Origin of the sequence: Enterobacter sp. 18A13, assembly GCF_007035975.1 — a bacterium.
Classification (GTDB): Bacteria; Pseudomonadota; Gammaproteobacteria; order Enterobacterales; family Enterobacteriaceae; genus Enterobacter; species Enterobacter vonholyi.
Genome location: NZ_AP019634.1, coordinates 1,258,942 through 1,276,567 on the forward strand (window position 1 = coordinate 1,258,942; position 17,626 = coordinate 1,276,567).

Genomic DNA, 17,626 nt, shown 5'->3' on the forward strand with positions numbered 1-17,626 from the left:
CTTATTTGGCTATGTTAGCATGTGCACCCATGGAATGGGTAGAATTACACTCAAGGCTTTGTCATGAATCAAAAATCCTGGCTGCTTAACCTCAGCCTGCTCAAAACGCACCCGGCCTATCGCGCCGTGTTTATCGCTCGCTTTATCTCCATTTTATCCCTCGGCCTGCTCGGCGTGGCCGTGCCGGTCCAGATCCAGACCATGACGCACTCCAGCTGGCTGGTGGGGTTATCGGTTACCTTAACCGGCGGGGCGATGTTTATCGGCCTGATGGTTGGCGGCGTGCTGGCGGACCGCTACGAGCGCAAGAAGCTGATCCTGCTGGCGCGCGGCACCTGCGGCGTGGGCTTTATCGGGCTGTGTCTGAACGCCATGCTGCCTGAGCCGTCGCTGATCGCCATTTATGCCCTGGGGCTGTGGGACGGCTTTTTCGCCTCGCTGGGCGTGACGGCGCTGCTGGCGGCCACGCCCGCGCTGGTCGGGCGAGAAAATCTGATGCAGGCGGGGGCGATCACCATGCTCACCGTGCGCCTCGGCTCGGTGATTTCACCGATGGTGGGCGGCCTGCTGCTGGCGACCGGCAACGTGGCGTGGAACTACGGGCTGGCGGCGGCAGGGACCTTTATCACCACGCTGACGCTGCTGCGCCTGCCGCGGCTGCCGCCTCCGCCGCAGCCGCGCGAGCATCCCCTGAAATCGCTGATGGCCGCGATTCGTTTCCTGTTCAGCAACCCGCTGATTGGCGGCATTGCGCTGCTCGGCGGCCTGCTGACCATGGCGAGCGCCGTGCGCGTGCTGTATCCGGCATTAGCGGGAGAGTGGCAGATGAGCGCCTCGGAGATTGGCATTCTCTACGCGGCTATTCCGCTCGGCGCGGCGTGCGGGGCGCTGACCAGCGGCAACCTGGCGCAGAGCGCGCGTCCGGGGCTGATTATGCTGCTTGCCACTCTGGCGTCGTTTATCGCCATCGGCTTCTTTAGCCTGATGCCGGCGTGGGCGCTCGGGGTGTTGTGCCTGGTGATTTTCGGCTGGCTGAGCGCCATCAGTTCGCTGCTGCAGTACACCCTGATCCAGACCCAGACGCCGGAAGGGATGCTCGGGCGCATCAACGGCCTGTGGACGGCGCAGAACGTCACGGGCGATGCGATTGGCGCGGCGATCCTCGGCGGGCTGGGGGCGATAATGACCCCGGCGGCGTCGGCGAGCAGCAGCGGGTTTGCGTTAGCGATGGTTGGCGTGATTTTGTTAGTGGCGTTGGTGAAATTGCGGCGGTTCAGGCAGGAGGTTGTGTTGAACGACGGTGTGGCCTGATGCTCTCACCCTGGCCCTCTCCCACAGGGAGAGGGTGGGAAAATGCCTACTTAAACAATGTATTCAATCTGTCTAACACCAGCATCGCGCTGTAATAATCCAGGCGGAACGTCTCGGTTCCCAATGCCCAAACCCGTTTGTTTTTCACCGACGGCAGATGCGCAAGCAGCGGGTTGGCGTAAATCGCATCCACATCTTTCTGGTCGCCGGCAAACACGAACAGCCCTTCGCCGTTCAGTCCCGTTGCCAGGTTTTCACCGCCCAGCTGGATAATATCGTGCCGCTTGCCCTGGCTTGTTGAGGTCTGCAAACCGGCGGGCAGGTCCGCCAGCGTAAAGCCCAGCTGTTGCAGCAGCTTGCCCTGCGCCGATTCTGCGGTCCACAGGTTGGCGCTGTGCGCGGCGGCGGTGTAGACGATGGCGTTCACCGGCTCCGGCGGCAGCTTCATCTGCTGTTTCACCTGCGCGAGCTGTTTATCAAACGCGGCAATGCGCTCTTCGGCCTGTTTTTCCTGCCCGGTGATGGTGCCCAGTTGCGTCAGCAGTGCCTGCCAGCTCTTGTCGTCGTAGTTGATGATAAGCGTCGGCGCAATGGCGGAGAGCTGATCGTACAGTGCCAGCGCGGAATCACCGCCGGTGGCGCTGATCAAAATCAGATCCGGCATTTGTGCGGCGACCGCTTCAGCGCTCGGTTCGCCAATATACATCCGCGCAACCTGACGCTGTTTCGCAATATCGCCCCACTGGCGCAAAAAGCCCTGCGCATCGGCAACGCGGTTGTTCGGCGTGGTCGCGCCGCTGGCGACGACCGGGGCGTCAATCGCCAGCAGGGAGCCGGTTAAGGTCACGCTGGTAGAGACAATGCGCGTCGGTTTGCTCTCTAGCGTGTGAACGCCGCGGCTGTCAGTCACCTGACGCGGCCAGTCGGCGGCAGCGGCTGAGGTAAGTCCTAAAACAAAAAGTGCCAATAAAAGCAGGGGATTACGGAAAATGGCAGGGAATTTCACAGCGCGGGATCCTGTTTTTGTTGAGGATAATGCTTCTCATTTTCATGGTTGCAGCATCTGGATGCAAGCTTTTGTCGCACAAGTTATTTGCCCGACGGTTGACAGCGGAGCGATGTGGGATTAGGTTAGCCGACGAAAATATAAATGATAATCATTATTGCTTCTTTTATCATTTTAAGGAGGATGATATGGATACGTCCCTGGCTGAGGAAGTTCAGCACGCCGCAACCACGCTGGAATCAGACCGTTTTTTCTTTATGTCGCCTTACCGCAGCTTTACTACGTCCGGCTGCTTTGCCCGCTTCAGTGAACCCGCAGTTGGCGGTGACGATCCGGCGGGTCGCTTCCAGCAAAAATTAGCCCAGGCCTTCCTGAATGCGAAAGCCAGCGGTATCGCTCATCCGGTGATGGTAGGTGCTATCCCGTTCGATACCCGCAAGCCGTCCTCTCTGTTTATTCCCCAACGCTGGCAGACCTTTTCCCGTCCGGCACGTCAGCAGTCTGCACGCTATTTTTCCGGCTCGCAGGCACTGAAGGTGGAACAACGCACCGAGATCCCGCCGCAGCCCGTTTTCGAAGAGATGGTGGCTCGCGCCGCGTCGCTCACCGCCACGCCGCAGGTGAACAAGGTGGTGCTGTCGCGCCTGATTGATATCGCGACCGACAAAAACATGGACAGCGGTGCTCTGATGGAGCGCCTGATCGCCCAGAACCCGGCGAGCTTCAACTTCCACGTGCCGCTGGAAGACGGCGGCGTGCTCCTCGGCGCCAGCCCTGAACTGCTGCTGCGCAAAGAGGGCGCGCACTTTAGTTCGCTGCCGCTGGCAGGCTCGGCGCGTCGTCAGCCCGATGATGTATTAGATCGCGAAGCGGGCAATAAGCTGCTGGCCTCTGAAAAGGATCGGCACGAGCACGACCTCGTGACCCAGGCGATGAAGGCTATTCTGGCACCGCGCAGCCACCATCTCAGCATGCCAGATTCTCCTCAGTTGATTACCACGCCCACGCTGTGGCATCTGGCGACGCCGGTAGAAGGCGAGGCGCGTGAAAACGAAAACGCCCTGACCCTGGCCTGCCTGCTGCACCCGACCCCGGCGCTGAGCGGCTTCCCGCATCAGGCGGCAAAAGAGCTGATTGCCGAGCTAGAGCCGTTCGACCGCGAGCTGTTCGGCGGCATCGTCGGCTGGTGCGACAGCGAAGGCAACGGCGAGTGGGTGGTGACCATCCGCTGCGCGCGTCTGCATAAAAATACCGTTCGCCTGTTTGCCGGCGCGGGCATTGTGCCTGCCTCCTCGCCGGTGGGCGAGTGGCGCGAAACGGGCGTGAAGCTCTCCACCATGCTCAACGTATTTGGTTTGCACTAAGGAAGACTCATGACCATTCCCTTTACCCGCTGGCCTGAGGCATTTGCCCGCCGCTACCGTGAAAAAGGCTACTGGCAGGATCTGCCGTTGACCCACATCCTGACGGATCGCGCGGACAGCGATGCCGTGGCGATAATTGACGGCGAGCGGCACATCACCTACCGCGCGCTGAATCAGGCCGTAAACAACCTGGCCTCAGCCCTTCAGGGGCGTGGGCTGCATCGCGGCGAGACCGCGCTGGTGCAGCTTGGCAACGTGGCCGAGTTCCACATCACCTTCTTCGCGCTGCTGCAAATCGGCGTCGCGCCGGTTAACGCGCTCTTTAGCCACCAGCGCAGCGAGCTGAACGCCTACGCGGCGCAGATCAAACCCGCCGTGCTGATCGCCGATCGCGACCATGCGCTGTTTGCGGGCGATGACTTCCTCAACGCTTTCGTGGATGAACACCGTTCGGTACGCGTCGTGCTCCTGCGCGGCGATAAGGGTGAACATGCCCTGGAAGCGGCGATGGCCCGTCCGGCCGACAACTTCATCCCGAACCCGACGCCCGCCGACGAAGTGGCCTTCTTCCAGCTCTCCGGCGGCAGCACCGGCACGCCGAAGCTGATCCCGCGGACGCACAACGACTACGACTACAGCATCCGCCGCAGCAACGAGATCTGCGGCATTACCGCCGAAACCCGTTACCTGAATGCGCTCCCCGCCGCGCATAACTACGCCATGAGCTCGCCGGGATCGCTGGGCGTCTTCACCGCGGGCGGCTGCGTGGTGCTGGCGAACGATCCGAGCGCTACGCTCTGCTTCCCGCTGATTGAACGGCATCAGATTAACGTCACCTCGCTGGTTCCGCCGGCGGTGAGCCTCTGGCTGCAGGCGATTGCCGACGGCGCGGGCAGCGCGCAGCTCAACTCTCTGAAGCTGTTGCAGGTGGGCGGCGCGCGCCTCTCCGCCACGCTCGCGGCGCGCATTCCGCTTGAAATCGGCTGCCAGCTTCAGCAGGTGTTCGGCATGGCGGAAGGGCTGGTGAACTACACCGCGCTCGACGACGCGCCGGAGCGCATCATCAACACCCAGGGCCGCCCGATGTGCCCGGACGACGAAGTGTGGGTGGCCGACGAGCACGGCAACCCGCTGCCGCGCGGGGAAGTCGGACGCCTGATGACGCGGGGGCCGTATACCTTCCGCGGTTATTTCAACAGCCCGGAACACAATGCCAGCGCCTTTGACGCCGACGGCTTTTATTGCTCCGGGGATCTGATCGCCATCGACGAGCAGGGCTATATCACCGTGCAGGGTCGAGAGAAAGATCAGATCAACCGCGGCGGGGAGAAGATCGCCGCCGAAGAGATCGAGAACCTGCTGCTGCGCCATGAGTCGGTGATCCACGCCGCTCTGGTGAGCATGGAGGACAGCCTGCTGGGCGAGAAGAGCTGCGCGTATCTGGTGGTGAAACAGCCCCTGCGCGCGGTCGAGGTGCGTCGCTTCCTGCGCGAGCAGGGCGTTGCCGAATTCAAGCTGCCGGACCGCGTGGAGAGCGTGGATGCGCTCCCGCTGACGCCGGTCGGCAAAGTCGATAAGAAACAGTTGCGCCTGTGGCTTGCTGAACGCGCCCGGGGCTGAGGAACAGAGTATGGCCATTCCAAAATTAACCGCTTACGCGCTGCCAACCGCCGCAGAGTTGCCGACCAACAAGGTGAACTGGGCGTTTGAGCCCGAGCGCGCGGCGCTGCTGATCCACGATATGCAGGAGTATTTCCTGAACTTCTGGGGCGAAAATAGCGCGATGATGCAGCAGGTAGTAGCGAACATCGCTAAACTGCGCGCATACTGCAAAGAACACAATATCCCGGTTTACTACACCGCGCAGCCAAAAGAGCAAAGCGATGAAGACCGCGCCCTGCTGAACGACATGTGGGGGCCTGGCCTGACCCGCTCGCCGGAGCAGCAGCGCATCGTCGCTGAGCTGACCCCGGACGAAGCGGACACGGTGCTGGTGAAGTGGCGCTACAGCGCGTTTCACCGCTCGCCGCTGGAGCAGATGCTGAAAGAGACGGGCCGCAACCAGCTGCTAATTACCGGCGTGTACGCTCACATCGGCTGCATGACCACCGCCACCGACGCCTTTATGCGCGACATTAAGCCGTTCTTTATTGCCGACGCGCTGGCAGATTTCACCCGTGACGAGCACCTGATGTCCCTGAACTACGTGGCCGGGCGTTCTGGCCGCGTGGTGATGACCGACGAGCTGCTGCCGTCCGTTCCGGCCTCGAAAGCCGCGCTGCGCGAGCTGATCCTTCCGCTGCTGGACGAGTCCGACGAGCCGATGGATGACGAAAACCTGATCGACTACGGCCTGGATTCAGTGCGCATGATGGCGCTGGCCGCCCGCTGGCGCAAAGTGCACGGCGATATCGACTTCGTGATGCTGGCAAAAAATCCCACTCTCGACGCCTGGTGGGCGCTGCTTTCCCGCGAGGTGAAGTAATGGCGGGATTCGATTTTACCGGCAAAACCGTCTGGGTGACGGGCGCGGGGAAGGGGATTGGCTACGCGACCGCACTGGCGTTTGCCGAAGCAGGCGCACAGGTGACCGGGTTCGATCTGGCCTTCCCGCAGGATGACTATCCGTTTGCCACCGAAACGCTGGACGTGGCGGATGCCGCACAGGTACATGAGGTTTGCGGGCGCGCGCTGGCTTCGCTCGAACGGCTGGACGTGCTGGTCAACGCCGCGGGCATTCTGCGCATGGGGGCGACGGACCAGCTCTCGCAGGAGGACTGGCAGCATACCTTCGCGGTCAACGTCGGCGGAGCGTTCAACCTTTTCCAGCAGACGATGGGCCAGTTTCGCCGCCAGCAGGGCGGGGCGATGGTCACCGTGGCGTCCGACGCGGCGCACGCGCCGCGCATCGGCATGAGCGCCTACGGCGCATCGAAAGCGGCGCTGAAAAGCCTGGCCCTGACCGTCGGGCTGGAGCTGGCGGGCAGCGGCGTGCGCTGCAATCTGGTGTCGCCGGGCTCAACGGACACCGATATGCAGCGCACCCTGTGGAAAAGCGACGATGCGGAACAGCAGCGCATCCGCGGCTTCGGCGAGCAGTTTAAGCTCGGCATTCCGCTGGGCAAAATTGCCCGCCCGCAGGAGATAGCTGCGACCGTGCTGTTCCTTGCCTCCGATGCCGCCAGCCACATCACCCTGCAGGATATCGTGGTGGACGGCGGCTCCACGCTGGGGGCATAAATGATCTGGAAACGTCATTTATCGCTTGAAGAACTGAACGCCACCAGCGTGAATACCCTGGTGGCGAACCTGGGCATCGTCTATACCCGCCTCGGGGATGACACGCTGGAAGCGGAGATGCCGGTGGATGCACGAACCCATCAGCCGTTTGGCCTGCTCCACGGCGGTGCCTCGGCGGCGCTGGCGGAAACGCTCGGCTCAATGGCCGGATTTCTGATGACCCGCGACGGGCAGAGCGTGGTGGGAACGGAGCTGAACGCCACGCATCATCGGGCAGTTTCCCACGGCAAGGTTCGCGGCGTGTGTCAGCCGCTGCATCTTGGGCGTTCGAGCCAGAGCTGGGAGATTGTGGTCTTCGACGAGCAGGGGCGGCGGTGCTGCACCTGCCGGTTGAGTACGATGGTGCTGGGCTAGCCCAGGCAGATCAAAGTGATCGGCTTAACACTGTGGTGTAAATCTCTGGTTTGACCACGCATTATTGCGTTTCAAAGTTGTTAAATTTTTCCGGTTGTTCTAGAAACAAAATGTAACATCTCACTGTTTCACAACAACGGACAACAACTATGAACAACTCAGGGAAATACCTTACATGGGCAGGGCTCTCCGTTGTGGGAGCCTTTGCCCTGGGCTATATCGCCCTCAACCGGGGGGAACAGATCAATGCGCTCTGGATCGTCGTCGCCTCGGTCTGCGTTTACCTGATCGCCTATCGTTTTTATGGCCGCTATATCGCGAAGAACGTCCTGGGCGTTGACGCAACGCGCATGACGCCTGCCGTTCGCCATAACGACGGTCTGGACTACGTGCCGACCGATAAGAAAGTGCTGTTCGGTCACCATTTTGCGGCGATTGCCGGGGCAGGCCCGCTGGTGGGGCCGGTGCTGGCGGCGCAAATGGGCTACCTGCCGGGGATGATCTGGATCCTGGCGGGCGTGGTGCTGGCAGGCGCGGTGCAGGACTTTATGGTGCTGTTCGTCTCTACCCGCCGCGACGGACGTTCGCTGGGTGAGCTGGTGAAAGAGGAGATGGGGGCAACCGCCGGGGTGATTGCGCTGGTGGCGACCTTTATGATCATGGTGATCATCCTCGCGGTGCTGGCGATGATCGTGGTGAAAGCGCTGACCCACAGCCCGTGGGGAACGTATACCGTTGCCTTTACCATTCCGCTGGCGCTGTTCATGGGGATCTACATCCGCTACCTGCGTCCGGGTCGGATTGGTGAAGTGTCGGTGATTGGCCTGGTGTTTCTGGTGTTCGCCATTATCTCCGGCGGCTGGGTGGCGGAAAGCCCGACCTGGGCGCCGTTCTTCGACTTTACCGGCGTACAGCTGACCTGGATGCTGGTGGGCTATGGCTTTGTGGCGGCGGTGCTGCCGGTATGGCTGCTGCTGGCGCCGCGTGACTATCTCTCAACGTTCCTGAAAATCGGCACTATTGTCGGGCTGGCGATCGGCATTCTGATTATGCGTCCGACCCTGACCATGCCGGCATTAACCAAATTCATCGACGGTACCGGCCCGGTCTGGACCGGCAATCTCTTCCCGTTCCTGTTTATCACCATCGCCTGCGGTGCGGTGTCGGGCTTCCACGCGCTGATTGCCTCCGGTACCACGCCGAAGATGCTGGCGAATGAAAATCAGGCCTGCCTGATCGGCTACGGCGGTATGCTGATGGAGTCCTTCGTGGCCATTATGGCGCTGGTCTCCGCCTGCATTATCGACCCGGGCGTGTATTTCGCAATGAACAGCCCGATGGCGGTCCTGGCCCCGGCCGGCACCGTTGACGTGGTAGCGTCTGCCGCGCAGGTGGTGAGCGGCTGGGGCTTTGCGATTACCCCTGATACGTTGACGAGCATCGCCAGCGAAGTGGGCGAGCAGTCGATTATCTCCCGTGCAGGCGGCGCGCCGACGCTGGCGGTCGGCATGGCGTATATTCTTCACGGCGCGCTGGGCGGGCTGATGGACGTGTCGTTCTGGTATCACTTCGCTATCCTGTTTGAAGCGCTGTTTATCCTGACGGCGGTGGATGCGGGAACCCGTGCGGCGCGCTTTATGCTGCAGGATCTGCTGGGCGTCATCTCCCCGAACCTGAAGCGGACCGATTCGCTCCCGGCTAACCTGCTGGCGACAGCGCTGTGCGTGCTGGCGTGGGGGTATTTCCTGCATCAGGGCGTGGTCGATCCGCTGGGCGGGATTAACACCCTGTGGCCGCTGTTCGGTATCGCCAACCAGATGCTGGCGGGCATGGCGCTGATGCTCTGCGCGGTGGTGCTGTTCAAGATGAAGCGCCAGCGTTACGCCTGGGTGGCGCTGGTGCCAACCGCGTGGCTGCTTATCTGTACCCTGACGGCGGGCTGGCAGAAAGCCTTCAGCCCGGATAATAAGGTGGGCTTCCTGGCGATTGCCAACAAGTTCCAGACGATGATCGACAGCGGCAAGATCCCGGCACAGTACACCGAATCACAGCTGTCGCAGCTGGTGTTTAACAACCGTCTGGACGCCGGGCTAACCATCTTCTTTATGGTGGTGGTCGTGGTGCTGGCGTTGTATTCTCTCAGGACCGCGCTGGCGGCGTTGAAAGTCGACGCGCCAACGGCGAAAGAGACGCCGTATGAGCCAATGCCTGAAAACCTGGAAGAGATTGTGACCCAGGCGAAAGGGGCGCATTAACCCGTGTGCCGGGTGGCGGCTTCGCCTTACCCGGCCTACATTCCCTGTGAGATCAGAACTATGTTCGACACCCTTTCCAAAGCCGGTAAGTACCTGGGCCAGGCCGCAAAAATGATGATTGGCGTGCCGGACTACGACAACTACGTCGAGCATATGCGCGTCAACCATCCGGACCAGACGCCCATGACCTACGAAGAATTTTTCCGCGACCGCCAGGATGCCCGCTACGGCGGCAAGGGCGGAGCGAAGTGCTGTTAACCCTCTTTCGGTAAATAGAGGCTGATCTGCTCCTGCTTACAGCCGTAGATCGCCGCCAGCTTTTCGCGGGTGCGCTTTTGCGGACGGGAGTCCAGCGCTTCCAGCTGTGACACGGCGGACTGGCTGATGCCGAGTTTCTCCGCCACCTCCTGCTGGGATAGCCCGCGCAGGATACGCCACGCGGCCTGCAGGCTGACGTTCTCGTTATGCATGACGTCGCATACTTCACCAGGTAATCCTACGTCATCATAACAATCGTGTTCGACTTCAATATCCTCTAGATCATCATCGGTTTCGTCGTCAATTTCTGCCATCTGTAAGCACATACGAAAGTATTCATCATAGGGAATAACGACGTACTGCGCTTTTCCGTCATCGTCCTTAATTAGCTGAACAGCCATAGGGGGCTTTCTCCTCGTGAAGGTAGGTCGTTGATGTTCTGCGCTTGACGGCCAAAACATAACAATGGTTATCGGGATCGTCCCGAAGTGTAATCAGAGTGCGGTAATCGCCAACGCGTAGCCGAAAATTATTTTCTGTTGCCGATATTTTTTTGATATCGGGCCGGGGAGCTGAGCGATCGTCCAGCTCAGCAAGTTTTGCTTTGATTCTTCGCTGATATCGGCCATCGATTTTGGAAAACTCTTTCTTTGCATTCTTTGACCAGACAATCTTCATCCGTACCTCCACTGTACGCCCACACAAAATATAAGGAAATAATAAGACTATTAGATAAATTCCGAATTTCTTATGGGGTACTGTAGAGCGGAGAAAAAATACAGGTAAGAGGCAAAACGCAAACCGTCGAGGCGGCTCGAGAAGGCCTCTGCCGGGCAGCAGAGGCTTGCAGAAAAGGTGCGATCAGGCGTTCAACCCGCCGTCCACATCCAGGCCGGTACCGGAGATCTGCCCGGCGGCTGGGCTGGCAAGAAACGTGACCGCCGCCGCGATGTCTTCCGGCTGGCCGTAGTGGCCGACGGCGATCATCTGGCGCTGGGCCTCCGCCTGTTCGCCGTCTTCCGGATTCATATCGCTGTTGGTGGGGCCGGGGTGGACAAGGTTAACGGTAATACCGCGCGGCCCCAGATCGCGCGCCAGGCCGCGGGTGAGGGAGTTTAGGGCAGACTTGGTCATCGAGTAAACGGCAATACCCGGCATCGCCACGCGGTTAGCCAGACAGCTGCCGATGTTGATAATGCGCCCGCCGTCAGACATGTGCACCAGCGCTTCCTGAATGGCGATCACCACGCCGCGAATGTTGACGTTGATGAGCGCGTCAATGTCCGCCAGGGTCATGGACTCCAGCGGGCCGCCGCGCGCGATACCCGCGTTGTTGACCAGAATGTCCAGCCCGCCAAGGGAACGTGCCGCATGGGTGACGGCATCCTGAATCGCCTGCGCGCTGGCGCTGTCGGCCTGCACGGCTTCGCTGTGTCGTCCCAGCGCCTTAATCTCATCGGCGACCGCCTGGGCTTTATCGGCAGATTTTTCATACGTAATAATCACATCCGCACCGGCGCGCGCCAGCGACAGTGCAATAGCCCGACCCAACCCGCGGCTGGCACCGGTAACCAGCGCCTTTTTACCTGTTAAATCGATCTGCATGATGACCTCGTTACGAGAGTGGTAAGAATCATCATTAGGTATAGACGGTCAGGGAGATTAACGGCTGAAGTATTCCACCTTCTCAAACGCCGCGCGCAGAACGTCGGGCGTTAACGTCACCGGCAGATAATGAATTGACTCCACCGGACGCAGGGTGTGGGCAATCACCTTATCCAGCTCCTCTCGGCTGTTAATATCGACCTCCAGCGCGCGAAGCGTGGTCGGCAGGTTAAAACGCCGATACGCCGAGACCAGCTGTGCCAGCACGTCGTCCTGGCCGAGCAGGGCGCTCTGCACCAGAATGCCGTAGGCCACCTTGGTGCCGTGGAGGTATTTTTCCGTCTGCGGCAGCACGGTCAAACCGTTGTGCACCGCATGCGCCGCCGCCACGCGGGTATAGCGTTCGCCCAGACCGCCGACCATCCCGCCGCCTGCAATAATCGCATCCACCACGTCCCGGAACGCCTGCGTCTGTTCACCGCGCTGCTGGTCAGCCAGGGCTTCCTCACTGTGCTCCAGCAGCACGTCGCGGATAGCCAGCGCGCCGTTGATGCCCAGCCGCACGGTCAGCGGCAGCTTTTCAGGCTGCGGGGCGAGCACTACCGCTTCGTACCACTTCGCCAGCGTATCGCCGATGCCCGCCAGCAGATACTCCGCCGGGGCGTTAAGGACGATCTGCGGCTCCACCAGCACCAGGAAGTTGGCGTCGTCGAAGATCTCAAAATGCAGCGCCTGACCGGCATCGTTGTACCAGACGGAGAGCGGGGTCCACGCCGCGCAGGTGGCGGCAATAGTGGGGATGCCCACGAACGGCACTCCTAAGCGGCGCGCCACGGCCTTGACGGCATCGAGCACCGCGCCGCCGCCAACGCCAATCACCACGCTGGCGTCGCTGCCGGATTCATTCACCAGATCGGTGACGTCGCGCTCGCTGCAGTGGCCTTTAAACAGCAGGTGTTTCGCCCCCGGCGCATTAAAGCTCTCCGGCAGGAAAGGGCGCGCGCCTTCGATCGCGCGCTCGCCGTAGATCCACACCGCGCGGGAAAGCTGTTCAGGGGTAAAGAAGTCATTCAGATGCGCAAGGCTTCCGGAATGAGAGAAGTAGTTCGCCGGGCCAGGCACGACGCGGATATCGGTGTTGCTCATGATGGTGTCCTTTTTGGGAAGCGCTAACCCGATGTTATGTCTGGACATCCGGATGGCTAATAATATTTCGCTTTAACTTATGCCTTTTCCGTCGTTGTCAGTCAACCGGAGCTGTGAAAAATTCGATAAATCAGAAGAGTAATGAAGGATTTACGCGGATGGTTTCCAGTCGCCTTGAAATGCGCGGTATCAGCCTGGCCTTTTCCGGCTTTCAGGCGCTGTCGCGCGTGAATTTCACCTTATCCGGCGGCTCCGTACACGCGCTGACCGGCGCCAACGGCGCGGGAAAATCGACGCTGATGGCGGTGCTGTGCGGGACGCACGACCACTATGAGGGCGAGATCAGCATTAACAACCAGCCGGTAAACATCCGCGAACCGCTCGATGCCAAACGGCTGGGGATCCACCTTGTGCAGCAGGAAGTGGACGTGGCCCTGATCCCGGGGTTAAGCATCGCCGAGAACATCATGCTCGACCAGCTGGCGCAGCCGGGGCATCGCTTCAGCTGGCGCGCGATCCGTCAGCAGGCGAGACAGGCGCTGGCGCAGCTGGATGTTTCTCTGGACGTACGCCGTTCCATCGACAGCTGCACGCTTGCCGAAAAGCAGCAGATTTTGCTGGCGCGGGCGCTATCCCACCACTGCCGTTTTTTGATTCTTGATGAGCCCACCGCGCCGCTGGACGCGCACGAGAGCGAGCGCCTGTTTGCGGTAGTCAGACGCTTAAAGCAGCAGGGCATCGGCGTGGTGTTTATCTCCCACCGCATTCACGAGCTGAAGGCCATCTGCGACACCCTGACGGTGCTGCGCGACGGCAAGCTGATTGAGTCCGGACCGATGGCCGATCTTAGCGGAGAAGCGATCGTCGAGAAGATGCTCGGCCACGTGCTGAGCGATATCTATCCGCCCGCGCGGCCACCGCACGGCGAAGAGACGCTCCTGCGGGTAGAAGGTCTGCACGACGACGCGCTGCTGAAAGATATCTCCCTGCACCTGCGCAAGGGCGAAATTCTTGGTATTGCCGGGCTGGCGGGGGCGGGAAAAACCGAACTCTGTAAGGCGCTGTTTGGCGCCAGCAAAAGCCGCGTGGCGCGCGGTGAGCTGAATCAACAGCCCTGGCAGCCGCGCGACCCGGCGGACTCGGTGCTGCGCGGGCTGGCGCTGGTGCCGGAAGAGCGGCGCAAAGAGGGTATTTTTATCGACGAGCCGGTAAGCATGAACCTTGCCGTGTGCGCCGATAACAGCTTCTCGCGCTGGAGCGTGTTCGGTCATCGTCAGGCGTGGCGCTGGGCGGAGGAGGTGATCGCCCGCGTCGGCGTTCGCGCCCGCGGTCCCGGGCAGGTTTTGCGACGTCTCTCCGGCGGTAACCAGCAGAAGGTGGCTATCGGCAAGTGGCTGCGCAATGACGCGAGCGTGCTGATCTTCGACGAGCCGACCAAAGGCGTGGACGTGAAGGCCAAAACCGATCTTTTCCAGCTGATTGACGGCCTGGCGCGCGAGGGCAAAGGGGTAATTTACGCCTCCGGCGAATTTGCCGAGCTGGTCGGGCTGTGCGACCGCATCTGCGTGCTGTGGGACGGGCGCATCGTGGCGGAAATCGCCGGGACCGAGGCCCGTGAAGAGACATTACTTTATTATTCAACCGGAGGAACGGCGTCGTGAGCAAGGTCCTTTCAGTAAACGCGACGGCGTCTGGCCGTCAGCAGATTTTCGATTTTCTCTACAGGTGGGGCATGTTGCTGACCGTCGTCGCGCTGGTGGCCGTCTTTGGCCTGGCGTCGGACAGCTTCCTCGATCCGAACAACATCATCAACATTCTGCGCTCGATTGCCATCGTGACGGTGATTGCCATTGGCGTGTCGATCTCGCTGACCATCGGCGGATTCGATCTCTCCGTGGGGTCTACCGCGTCGCTGGCGAACGCGCTGGTGATTTCCCTTTTCGTCTGGCACGGCTTCGGCACCACCGAGTCGATTCTGATTACCCTCGCGCTCTGCACGCTGGTGGGGCTGTTTAACGCCTTTCTGATCGTCATCCTGCGCATTCCGGACATGCTCGCGACGCTGGCCAGCCTGTTTGTGATCCAGGGCGTGGCGATGACCTACAGCTACGGCGGGTCGATTACCGAAAACATGGTGCTGCCGAGCGGCGATATGGCGGAAGGGACTATTCCGGCGACGTTCAGCCTGCTGGGACAGGTGCCGACCATCGTGATCGTCATGCTGGTGGTGACCGTGCTGGCACAGCTGGGGCTGTCGCTCACCACTCATGGACGCCGGATGTACGCCATTGGCGGTAACCCGGAAGCGGCGCGTCTCTCCGGCATTCGCACCACCCGCTACAAGGTGGCGGCCTACGTGATTGCCTCGCTGCTGGCGGGCCTGGGCGGGATTTTGCTGGCCTCGCGCATTGGCTCGTCGCAGGTGAACGCAGGCGGCGGATATCTGATGGATGCGGTGGCGGCGGCGTGGATTGGCTTCTCGCTGGCCGGGTCCGGCAAGCCGAACGCGCTGGGGACCCTGGTCGGGGCGGTTATTCTCGGCGTGCTGTCGAACGGGCTGGTGATGCTCTCCGTGCCGTATTACGCCATGGACATTATAAAAGGGCTGGTGCTCGCGGTAGCGCTGGCGATTACCTACATACAAAAACGCTGACAACACAACGGGATAAAAAATGAAAAAGATTGCACTCTCTTTGGTGGCATTAGGGTTATTCACCGCTCTGCCTGGCTTCGCGGCCACGCCTGCACCGCTTCCGGCGGCCATTGCCAACCATGACGGCCCGATCCGCATCGCGGTGATCCGTAACCTCGGCTCAGACGACAACACCACACAGTTTATTGCCGGGGCCATTCAGGAAGGGAAGAAGCTTGGCTTTAAGGTCAGCACCTTTTTAAGCAACGGGGACGACGCCAAATTCCAGGACTTCGTGAACCAGGCCATCAGCCAGAAGTACGACGGGATTATCCTGTCTCAGGGCCGCGATCCGTACTCCACCGCGCTGGTGAAGAAGGCGGTGGACGCCGGGATTAAGGTCGCGGTATTTGATACCGCCGTCAACGGCGAGATCCCGGGCGTGACCGTTACCCAGCAGGATGATGCCTCCCTGACGAACCTCTCCTTCGGCCAGCTGGCGAAAGATTTCAACGGCAAGGCCAATATCGTCAAGCTGTGGGTGGCGGGCTTCCCGCCGATGGAGCGTCGCCAGGCGGCCTATAAAGAGCTGCAAAAACAGTATCCGGACATTAAAGAGCTGGAGTCTATCGGTGCGGTCTCTTCCGACGTGCAGGGCGACACCGCCAACAAGGTGGGTGCAATCCTCGCGAAATACCCGAAAGGCAAAATCGATGCCATCTGGGGAACCTGGGACGCCTTCAGCCAGGGCGCGTATAAGGCGCTGAAAGAGAACGGCCGCACCGAGATTAAGCTCTACAGCATCGACATCTCTAACCAGGATCTGCAGCTGATGCGCGAGCCGGGCAGCCCGTGGAAGGTGAGCGTGGCGGTGGATCCGAAGCTGATTGGCGCGACCAACGTGCGTCTGGTGGCGAACAAGATTGCCGGGGAAGCGACGCCAGCGACCTACGATTTTAAGGCAGCCGCCATTCCTCAGGCGCTGCTGACCGCCCAGCCGGGCGCGGTGAACGTGGCGTCGCTGGGCAAAATCATTCCGGGCTGGGGCCAGACGGAAGATTTTATCGCGCCGTGGTTTGCGACGCTGGAAGCGAAAAATAAATGAGCGAGCTCCCTACGCCCGAATACAGCCGCAATATGCGGCTGATTGGCCATAGCGATCAGGGGGGGCGCCCGGACGGCGTGCAGCTGATGGTGCATCGCGGTTTCGCCTATATCGGCCATATGGTGTCGCAGGGCTTTTCGATTGTCGACGTGCGCGACCCGAAAAACCCGAAAGCGGCAGGCTACGTGCCCGCGCCGCCCGGCACCTGGAACGTGCATCTGCAGGCGCATGATGACCTGCTGCTGGTCATCAACGCCCGGGATCTGTTTGCCGATGCCCGCTTTGCCGACGAGAAGGTCTACTACACCCGGCAGGTGGGCGAGACTGTCCGCGACGTGCAGGACAAAGGCTGGAGCGCCGGGCTGCGCGTGTTTGATATCTCCACGCCGGACAGGCCGCGCGAAATCGGTTTTCTGTCGCTGAGCGGTATCGGCATCCACCGCATCTGGTACGTCGGCGGACGCTGGGCGTACGTGTCGGCGCTGATCGACGGCTTTACCGACTACATCTTTTTGACGATCGACCTGGCCGACCCGCGTAAGCCTGAGGTGGCAGGGCGCTGGTGGCTGCCGGGGATGAACCAGGCTGAAGGTGAACAGCCGAACTGGCCGGAAGGGAAACGCTACGCGCTCCACCATGCGATTATTGCCGGCGATACCGCGTACGGCAGCTGGCGCGACGGCGGCCTGACGCTGCTGGACGTGAAGGATCGTACCCGTCCTAAGCTCATTAGCCACCGTAACTGGAGCCCGCCGTTTGGCGGCGGCACGCACACCGCGCTGCCGCTGCCCGACCGCGATCTGCTGGTGGTGCTGGACGAAGCGGTGCTCGATAACCAGGAAGACGGCGAGAAGCTGATCTGGCTGTTTGATATCCGCGAGCCGTCGAATCCGGTCAGTATTTCTACCTTCCCCCAGCCGGATGAAATCGACTACGTGGCGAAAGGGGCGCATTTCGGGCCGCACAACCTGCACGAGAACCGGCCGGGGAGCTTCGTCAGCTCGACGCTGATTTTTGCGACGTATCAGAACGCGGGCGTGCGCGCGTATGACATTTCCAATCCGTATCGACCGGTTGAAACCGGTGCGCTGGTGCCTGCGGCACCGGAGAAAATGATGGATACTCGACCGAATCGCCCGCAGGTGATCCAGTCGTGTGATGTGTTTGTGGATGCGCAGGGAATTATCTACAGCACGGACTATAACGGCGGGCTGTCGGTGATTGAGTATTTGGGGTAAGCGCAGTTTGATGCCCTCACCCCGGCCCTCTCCCGCAGGGAGAGGGAGAAAA

The 17,626-nt window shown here is 60.9% G+C and carries 17 protein-coding genes; 12 read left to right on the forward strand and 5 right to left on the reverse strand.

Features of this window, described 5'->3' with window-relative positions:
* The first annotated feature begins 63 nt into the window (after nucleotides 1–63).
* On the forward strand, nucleotides 64–1,311 hold the full coding sequence (entS, locus tag FOY93_RS06105; RefSeq protein WP_143344811.1) for an enterobactin transporter EntS: 1,248 nt from the start codon (nucleotides 64–66) through the stop codon (nucleotides 1,309–1,311).
* Nucleotides 1,312–1,357: 46 nt separating this feature from the next.
* On the opposite strand, the gene fepB is transcribed toward entS, so the two are convergent.
* Nucleotides 1,358–2,317 carry a Fe2+-enterobactin ABC transporter substrate-binding protein gene (gene fepB, locus FOY93_RS06110; protein WP_143344812.1) on the reverse strand — a complete coding sequence of 320 codons (960 nt, stop codon included), beginning with the start codon at nucleotides 2,315–2,317 and terminating at the stop codon, nucleotides 1,358–1,360.
* A 188-nt stretch (nucleotides 2,318–2,505) separates the two neighbouring features.
* Here fepB and entC point away from each other — a divergent pair, with 188 nt between their 5' ends.
* From entC to FOY93_RS06145, 7 genes are all read left to right on the forward strand, one after another.
* Nucleotides 2,506–3,681 (forward strand): isochorismate synthase EntC, encoded by a 1,176-nt coding sequence (gene entC / locus FOY93_RS06115; RefSeq protein WP_143344813.1) that lies wholly within the window; start codon nucleotides 2,506–2,508, stop codon nucleotides 3,679–3,681.
* A 9-nt stretch (nucleotides 3,682–3,690) separates the two neighbouring features.
* Complete coding sequence (gene entE / locus FOY93_RS06120) at nucleotides 3,691–5,301, forward strand: (2,3-dihydroxybenzoyl)adenylate synthase EntE (RefSeq protein WP_143344814.1); 1,611 nt, start codon at nucleotides 3,691–3,693, stop codon at nucleotides 5,299–5,301.
* Nucleotides 5,302–5,311: 10 nt separating this feature from the next.
* Nucleotides 5,312–6,166, forward strand: a complete 855-nt coding sequence (locus tag FOY93_RS06125; protein ID WP_133293972.1) for an isochorismatase — start codon at nucleotides 5,312–5,314, stop codon at nucleotides 6,164–6,166.
* A complete protein-coding gene (gene entA / locus FOY93_RS06130) occupies nucleotides 6,166–6,921 on the forward strand; it encodes a 2,3-dihydro-2,3-dihydroxybenzoate dehydrogenase EntA (RefSeq protein WP_127729975.1) in 756 nt (251 codons plus the stop codon). The genes FOY93_RS06125 and entA overlap by 1 nt, the downstream gene beginning before the upstream one ends.
* Nucleotides 6,922–7,335, forward strand: a complete 414-nt coding sequence (gene entH / locus FOY93_RS06135; protein WP_136195332.1) for a proofreading thioesterase EntH — start codon at nucleotides 6,922–6,924, stop codon at nucleotides 7,333–7,335.
* 149 nt (nucleotides 7,336–7,484) lie between these two features.
* Nucleotides 7,485–9,590: a pyruvate/proton symporter CstA gene (gene cstA / locus FOY93_RS06140; RefSeq protein WP_143344815.1), complete on the forward strand. Its 2,106-nt coding sequence runs from the start codon at nucleotides 7,485–7,487 to the stop codon at nucleotides 9,588–9,590.
* Between the two features lie 60 nt (nucleotides 9,591–9,650).
* Nucleotides 9,651–9,848 (forward strand): YbdD/YjiX family protein, encoded by a 198-nt coding sequence (locus FOY93_RS06145; protein WP_006809671.1) that lies wholly within the window; start codon nucleotides 9,651–9,653, stop codon nucleotides 9,846–9,848.
* On the opposite strand, the gene FOY93_RS06150 is transcribed toward FOY93_RS06145, so the two are convergent.
* The 4 genes from FOY93_RS06150 to FOY93_RS06165 form a co-directional block, all read right to left on the reverse strand.
* Nucleotides 9,845–10,249 carry a helix-turn-helix domain-containing protein gene (locus FOY93_RS06150; protein WP_127729982.1) on the reverse strand — a complete coding sequence of 135 codons (405 nt, stop codon included), beginning with the start codon at nucleotides 10,247–10,249 and terminating at the stop codon, nucleotides 9,845–9,847. The two genes, FOY93_RS06145 and FOY93_RS06150, sit on opposite strands and share 4 nt — an antisense overlap.
* Complete coding sequence (locus FOY93_RS06155) at nucleotides 10,230–10,526, reverse strand: type II toxin-antitoxin system RelE family toxin (protein WP_143344816.1); 297 nt, start codon at nucleotides 10,524–10,526, stop codon at nucleotides 10,230–10,232. The genes FOY93_RS06150 and FOY93_RS06155 overlap by 20 nt, the downstream gene beginning before the upstream one ends.
* Before the next feature lie 183 nt (nucleotides 10,527–10,709).
* Nucleotides 10,710–11,453, reverse strand: a complete 744-nt coding sequence (locus FOY93_RS06160; RefSeq protein WP_024906989.1) for an SDR family NAD(P)-dependent oxidoreductase — start codon at nucleotides 11,451–11,453, stop codon at nucleotides 10,710–10,712.
* Between the two features lie 57 nt (nucleotides 11,454–11,510).
* Nucleotides 11,511–12,599 (reverse strand): oxidoreductase, encoded by a 1,089-nt coding sequence (locus FOY93_RS06165; RefSeq protein ID WP_143344817.1) that lies wholly within the window; start codon nucleotides 12,597–12,599, stop codon nucleotides 11,511–11,513.
* A 158-nt stretch (nucleotides 12,600–12,757) separates the two neighbouring features.
* Here FOY93_RS06165 and FOY93_RS06170 point away from each other — a divergent pair, with 158 nt between their 5' ends.
* Genes FOY93_RS06170 through FOY93_RS06185 form a run of 4 tightly spaced genes read left to right on the forward strand, consistent with a single transcriptional unit; the run spans nucleotide 12,758 to nucleotide 17,574 of the window.
* Nucleotides 12,758–14,260 carry a sugar ABC transporter ATP-binding protein gene (locus FOY93_RS06170; RefSeq protein WP_143344818.1) on the forward strand — a complete coding sequence of 501 codons (1,503 nt, stop codon included), beginning with the start codon at nucleotides 12,758–12,760 and terminating at the stop codon, nucleotides 14,258–14,260.
* Nucleotides 14,257–15,252, forward strand: coding sequence for an ABC transporter permease (locus tag FOY93_RS06175; RefSeq protein ID WP_143344819.1), 996 nt, complete (start codon nucleotides 14,257–14,259; stop codon nucleotides 15,250–15,252). Before FOY93_RS06170 ends, FOY93_RS06175 begins: the two co-directional genes overlap by 4 nt.
* Nucleotides 15,253–15,271: 19 nt before the next feature.
* Nucleotides 15,272–16,336, forward strand: a complete 1,065-nt coding sequence (locus tag FOY93_RS06180) for a sugar ABC transporter substrate-binding protein (RefSeq protein ID WP_048026943.1) — start codon at nucleotides 15,272–15,274, stop codon at nucleotides 16,334–16,336.
* Nucleotides 16,333–17,574: an LVIVD repeat-containing protein gene (locus FOY93_RS06185; protein ID WP_143344820.1), complete on the forward strand. Its 1,242-nt coding sequence runs from the start codon at nucleotides 16,333–16,335 to the stop codon at nucleotides 17,572–17,574. The genes FOY93_RS06180 and FOY93_RS06185 overlap by 4 nt, the downstream gene beginning before the upstream one ends.
* The last annotated feature ends 52 nt before the right edge of the window (nucleotides 17,575–17,626 follow it).

What these genes read in the sequence shown, in the direction of transcription:
- cstA (WP_143344815.1), top strand. Translation starts at nt 7,485, where the DNA reads ATGAACAACTCAGGGAAATACCTTACATGGGCAGGGCTCTCCGTTGTG.
- entH (WP_136195332.1), top strand. Translation starts at nt 6,922, where the DNA reads ATGATCTGGAAACGTCATTTATCGCTTGAAGAACTGAACGCCACCAGC.
- FOY93_RS06155 (WP_143344816.1), bottom strand. Translation starts at nt 10,526, where the DNA reads ATGAAGATTGTCTGGTCAAAGAATGCAAAGAAAGAGTTTTCCAAAATC.
- FOY93_RS06165 (WP_143344817.1), bottom strand. Translation starts at nt 12,599, where the DNA reads ATGAGCAACACCGATATCCGCGTCGTGCCTGGCCCGGCGAACTACTTC.
- FOY93_RS06160 (WP_024906989.1), bottom strand. Translation starts at nt 11,453, where the DNA reads ATGCAGATCGATTTAACAGGTAAAAAGGCGCTGGTTACCGGTGCCAGC.
- entA (WP_127729975.1), top strand. Translation starts at nt 6,166, where the DNA reads ATGGCGGGATTCGATTTTACCGGCAAAACCGTCTGGGTGACGGGCGCG.
- entS (WP_143344811.1), top strand. Translation starts at nt 64, where the DNA reads ATGAATCAAAAATCCTGGCTGCTTAACCTCAGCCTGCTCAAAACGCAC.
- FOY93_RS06170 (WP_143344818.1), top strand. Translation starts at nt 12,758, where the DNA reads ATGGTTTCCAGTCGCCTTGAAATGCGCGGTATCAGCCTGGCCTTTTCC.
- FOY93_RS06145 (WP_006809671.1), top strand. Translation starts at nt 9,651, where the DNA reads ATGTTCGACACCCTTTCCAAAGCCGGTAAGTACCTGGGCCAGGCCGCA.
- FOY93_RS06180 (WP_048026943.1), top strand. Translation starts at nt 15,272, where the DNA reads ATGAAAAAGATTGCACTCTCTTTGGTGGCATTAGGGTTATTCACCGCT.
- FOY93_RS06185 (WP_143344820.1), top strand. Translation starts at nt 16,333, where the DNA reads ATGAGCGAGCTCCCTACGCCCGAATACAGCCGCAATATGCGGCTGATT.
- FOY93_RS06125 (WP_133293972.1), top strand. Translation starts at nt 5,312, where the DNA reads ATGGCCATTCCAAAATTAACCGCTTACGCGCTGCCAACCGCCGCAGAG.
- FOY93_RS06150 (WP_127729982.1), bottom strand. Translation starts at nt 10,249, where the DNA reads ATGGCTGTTCAGCTAATTAAGGACGATGACGGAAAAGCGCAGTACGTC.
- entC (WP_143344813.1), top strand. Translation starts at nt 2,506, where the DNA reads ATGGATACGTCCCTGGCTGAGGAAGTTCAGCACGCCGCAACCACGCTG.
- entE (WP_143344814.1), top strand. Translation starts at nt 3,691, where the DNA reads ATGACCATTCCCTTTACCCGCTGGCCTGAGGCATTTGCCCGCCGCTAC.